Genomic DNA, 3,904 nt, shown 5'->3' with positions numbered 1-3,904 from the left:
GCAGTCTGCGGGCCAGGACGCCCACCGTCGCGTAGACGGCGGCGCAGCACGCCATGTGTAGCAGCCCGAGGCCCGCGGTCTGTGCCGGGACCGGCAGACGCGCGTCGTGGGTGACGAGGAACTGGGGCAGGACGGAGAGGTAGAGCAGCAGGCCCTTGGGGTTCAGGCCGCTGATCGTGGCGCCCCGCAGGAAGACCCGCCACCGGTCCCGCTCCACCGCCTGCCCCGCCTGCGGCACCCCCGGCCGGCGCAGCACGCTCCACCCCAGCCAGACCAGGTAGGCCGCCCCCGCCACCGTCAGCGCGGTGAGCAGTGCCGGGGACCCCGCGACCAGGACCGCGAGGCCCGCCGCGGCCAGCGCCGTGTGCAGGGCGTAGCCGCTGACCAGGCCGGTCACCGCCAGCCCCACCGAGCGCCCGCGCAGCCCGGCGCCGATCACGTACGCCCAGTCGGCGCCCGGCACGCACACCAGCAGCAGGTCGACGGCGAGGAAGGAGATCAGCGTTCCGGAGTCCATGGAGGGGACATTAGGCGCGATACGGTCGAAGGTGTTGCCGAAGTTTTCACGAAATGCGGCGCTACGGGGGAAGATCTGCCCCATGGACGACGTGGACCGGAAGATTCTTGCCGAGCTGCAGCAGGACGGGCGGCTGACGGTGACCGAGCTGGCCGCGCGGGTGCGGCTGAGTGTCTCGCCCTGTCACCGGCGGCTGCGGGAGCTGGAGCGGTCCGGGGCGATCAGCGGCTACCGGGCGGTGGTGGAGCCGACGGCCGTCGGGCTGACCTTCGAGGCGCTGGTCTTCGTCTCGATGCGGCAGGAGGACCGGGACACGGTCGTCGAGTTCGAGCGGGCCGTCGGCGAGGTGGAGCATGTGCTGGACGCGCAGCGGCTGTTCGGGGAGCCCGACTACCTGCTGCGGGTGGCCACCGCAGACCTCGCGGCCTTCCAGCGGCTGTACGACGAGCGGCTGGCGACCCTGCCGGGCGTGCAGCGGCTCACATCGACGCTGGTGATGAAGCACGTGGTGCGCGACCGGCCCCTGCCGGGCTGAACCCACCCAGGTCGCCCCCCATGTCCCTTCGTTTCTCCGGGTCAAGCGCCCGCATAGCGCGGCAGGCGGTGGTCCACCCGGATGACCGGATGGACCACCGCCTGCCAGACAGGACGTGGGACGTGGGGATAACGCGGGCCGGCGGCTGCCGCGGGCTACTTCGTCGGCTTCTTGCCGGTGACGCCCAGGTGCACCAACAGCGCGACGTTGGGCTTGAGTTCAGCCTGCTTGACGCCCCACGCGGTGAAACCCTTCTGGTGGGAGGCGACCGCCGCGAGCATCGCGACCAGCGAACCGGCGATCGCGCCCGGGTTCACGTCCTTGTCGACCTTGCCCTTGGACTGCAGCTCGGCGACGGCGTCCGAGAGGGAGTTGTTCACCGAGTTGAGAATCTTCATGCGGAGTTTGTAGAAGCGCTTGTCGCCCTCGGCCGCGCCGAGGTCGACGACGCGGAGGATCGCGTCGTTGCGCTTCCAGAACTCCAGGAACCCGTCGACGAGTTCCTGCGCGGTCTGCCAGCCGGCCTTGCCGACCCAGGACCGCCCCTCCAGCAACTCGGTCAACCCGGCGCCCTCCGCGGCCATTTGCTCCGCGATCTCCAGGACGGCGCCCTCGACGTCCGGGAAGTACTGGTAGAAGGTCGCGGGCGAAGTGCCCGCCTTCCGGGCCACATCGATGACCTTGACGTCCCGGTAGGGAGAGGAGCTGAGCATCTCGCTGAGGCAGTCGAGCAACTTCTGCCGCGTCGCCTGCCCGCGCCGACCGGCCACGCGGCCGTCGACGGTACGCACTTGTCCTGTCATGCCGTCAGCTTACCGAGGGGTGATCGGAGCGCGATTCGGCCGACTGCAAATGGGGTGCGCGGGGGTCCGGAGGCGGGTGTGCCTGGTCTGCGGCTTGCGTGAACCGCCGTTAGTTTGACTCTATGGCCGAAAACAGGGCATCGGTGTACGCAGAGGGCGTCCCCTGCTGGGTGGATGCGCAGCTCCCCGACGTGGACGCGGGCAAGCGGTTCTACGGGGGGCTGTTCGGGTGGGACTTCGAGGCGGCGTACGGCTCCTCCGTGTGGGCCCGGCTGGACGGTGCGCCGGTCGCCGCCCTCGGCCGCAAGACGGACGGCCGGATGCCCACCGTGTGGACGGTGTCCTTCGCGACGCCGGACGTGGAGGCGACCGTACGCCGCATCCGGACGGCGGGCGGGCAGGTCGTCACGGCGCCGACGCCGGTCGACGGGGCGGGGGTCGCGGCCCTGGCCGTCGACCCCGAGGGCGCGGTCTTCGGCCTGTGGCAGGCGGGCGGTCACCCCGGATTCGGGGTGCGGCACAGGCCCGGCGCCTTCGCCTGGGCGCAGCTGTACGCCCGTGACACCGAGACCGCCAACACCTTCTACGGCCACCTCTTCCACGAGGCCCTGTTCGGGCCGGACGCCGTACCCGACTTCGGGCGGGCGCCGGTCTCCGACGTCTTCCCCGAGGTCATGCCGCCGCACTTCCTCGTCCACTTCGGCGTCGAGGACTGCGAGGCGACGCTCGGCGCGGTGAGCCGCCTCGGGGGGCGGGTGCAGGCGGGCCCGTTCACCGCCTCGTACGGAACGGTGGCCGTCGTCACCGACAATCAGGGGGCGTCGTTCGCCCTGCTGCAGCGCTGAGCCTCTTCTGCGCGCGGCACGTACGGATGCACGGAGGGAAGCGGGCATGCGGGCATGCGTGCGGGCCGGGCACATATTCATGTGCCTTCTTGCACGTATATGAAATGAGACACCCCGATTGTTCCGGGGTTCGCAACCGGGCGCCCGGCCAGGAAGAATCAGGGTGCGTGCCGACATGGCGGTGCGGTGGTGAGACGCTGCACTTCGGTCGCGTACACATATGGGTGGCGTGGCCCGTACGGGGAGGTGGCAGGCAAGTGGTGGATCAGCTGACGCAGCACGATCCGCGGCGGATCGGGCCGTTCGAGGTGCTGGGACGGCTGGGAGCCGGCGGCATGGGGCTGGTCTATCTCGCGCGTTCGGCCTCCGGCCGCCGCGTGGCGATCAAGACGGTCCGCACGGAACTGGCCGAGGACCAGCTGTTCCGGGTCCGCTTCACCCGCGAGGTGGAGGCGGCGCGGGCGGTCTCCGGCTTCTACACCGCCGCGGTCGTCGACGCCGATCCGCGTGCCGCCGTGCCGTGGCTGGCCACCGCCTATGTGCCCGCGCCCTCCCTCGAAGAGATAGTGAACGACTGCGGGCCGCTTCCGGCTCAGGCGGTGCGCTGGCTGGCGGCGGGCATCGCCGAGGCGCTCCAGTCCATCCACGGCGCCGGGCTCGTCCACCGTGACCTCAAGCCCTCGAACGTCCTCGTCGTCGAGGACGGCCCCCGGGTGATCGACTTCGGCATCGCGTCCGGCGTTTCGAACACACGTCTGACGATGACGAACGTCGCCGTCGGCACCCCCGCCTACATGTCCCCCGAGCAGGCCAAGGACTCGCGCAGCGTCACCGGCGCCAGCGACGTCTTCTCCCTCGGCTCGACCCTCGTCTTCGCGGCCACCGGCCACCCGCCGTTCCACGGCGCCAACCCGGTCGAGACGGTCTTCATGCTGCTGCGCGAGGGCCCCGACCTGGCGGGCCTCCCGAACGAGCTGCGCCCGCTCATCGACTCCTGCATGCAGATGGAGGCCACCGGCCGCCCCAGCCCCGCCGACCTCCAGGCCCAGCTGGCCCCGCACCTCTTCGCCGGCTCCGACGACAGCGGTACGGCGTCGGCGTGGCTGCCCGAGAAGGCGGTCACCCTCATCGAGACGCGCCGCGGCAGCCGGCTGCCCGTCAAGTCGGCGGCACCCGCGAGCCCCGGCGTGGGCATGGCCCGGCC

Annotated in this window: 5 protein-coding genes; 3 read left to right on the top strand and 2 right to left on the bottom strand. The window is 71.3% G+C overall.

The features are described from left to right. A partial coding sequence (locus tag BZL64_RS27965; RefSeq protein WP_086771957.1) for a LysE family translocator occupies window positions 1-517 on the bottom strand: 517 nt, incomplete at its 3' end. Window positions 518-599: 82 nt separating this feature from the next. On the opposite strand from BZL64_RS27965, the gene BZL64_RS27960 reads away from it, so the two are divergent. Next, on the top strand, window positions 600-1,052 hold the full coding sequence (locus BZL64_RS27960; RefSeq protein ID WP_086771956.1) for an Lrp/AsnC family transcriptional regulator: 453 nt from the start codon (window positions 600-602) through the stop codon (window positions 1,050-1,052). Between the two features lie 155 nt (window positions 1,053-1,207). Here BZL64_RS27960 and BZL64_RS27955 read toward each other — a convergent pair whose 3' ends face one another. Continuing rightward, window positions 1,208-1,843: a TetR family transcriptional regulator gene (locus tag BZL64_RS27955; protein ID WP_086771955.1), complete on the bottom strand. Its 636-nt coding sequence runs from the start codon at window positions 1,841-1,843 to the stop codon at window positions 1,208-1,210. Between the two features lie 134 nt (window positions 1,844-1,977). Between BZL64_RS27955 and kbpA the strand changes: the two genes are divergently transcribed. Next, complete coding sequence (gene kbpA, locus BZL64_RS27950) at window positions 1,978-2,700, top strand: AfsK-binding protein KbpA (protein ID WP_086771954.1); 723 nt, start codon at window positions 1,978-1,980, stop codon at window positions 2,698-2,700. Window positions 2,701-2,957: 257 nt separating this feature from the next. Continuing rightward, a partial coding sequence (locus BZL64_RS27945) for a serine/threonine-protein kinase (RefSeq protein ID WP_143663329.1) occupies window positions 2,958-3,904 on the top strand: 947 nt, incomplete at its 3' end.

Origin of the sequence: Streptomyces bobili (genome assembly GCF_002154575.1) — a bacterium.
Classification (GTDB): domain Bacteria; phylum Actinomycetota; class Actinomycetes; order Streptomycetales; family Streptomycetaceae; genus Streptomyces; species Streptomyces bobili.
This window is presented reverse-complemented; position numbering and strand designations above follow the sequence as displayed.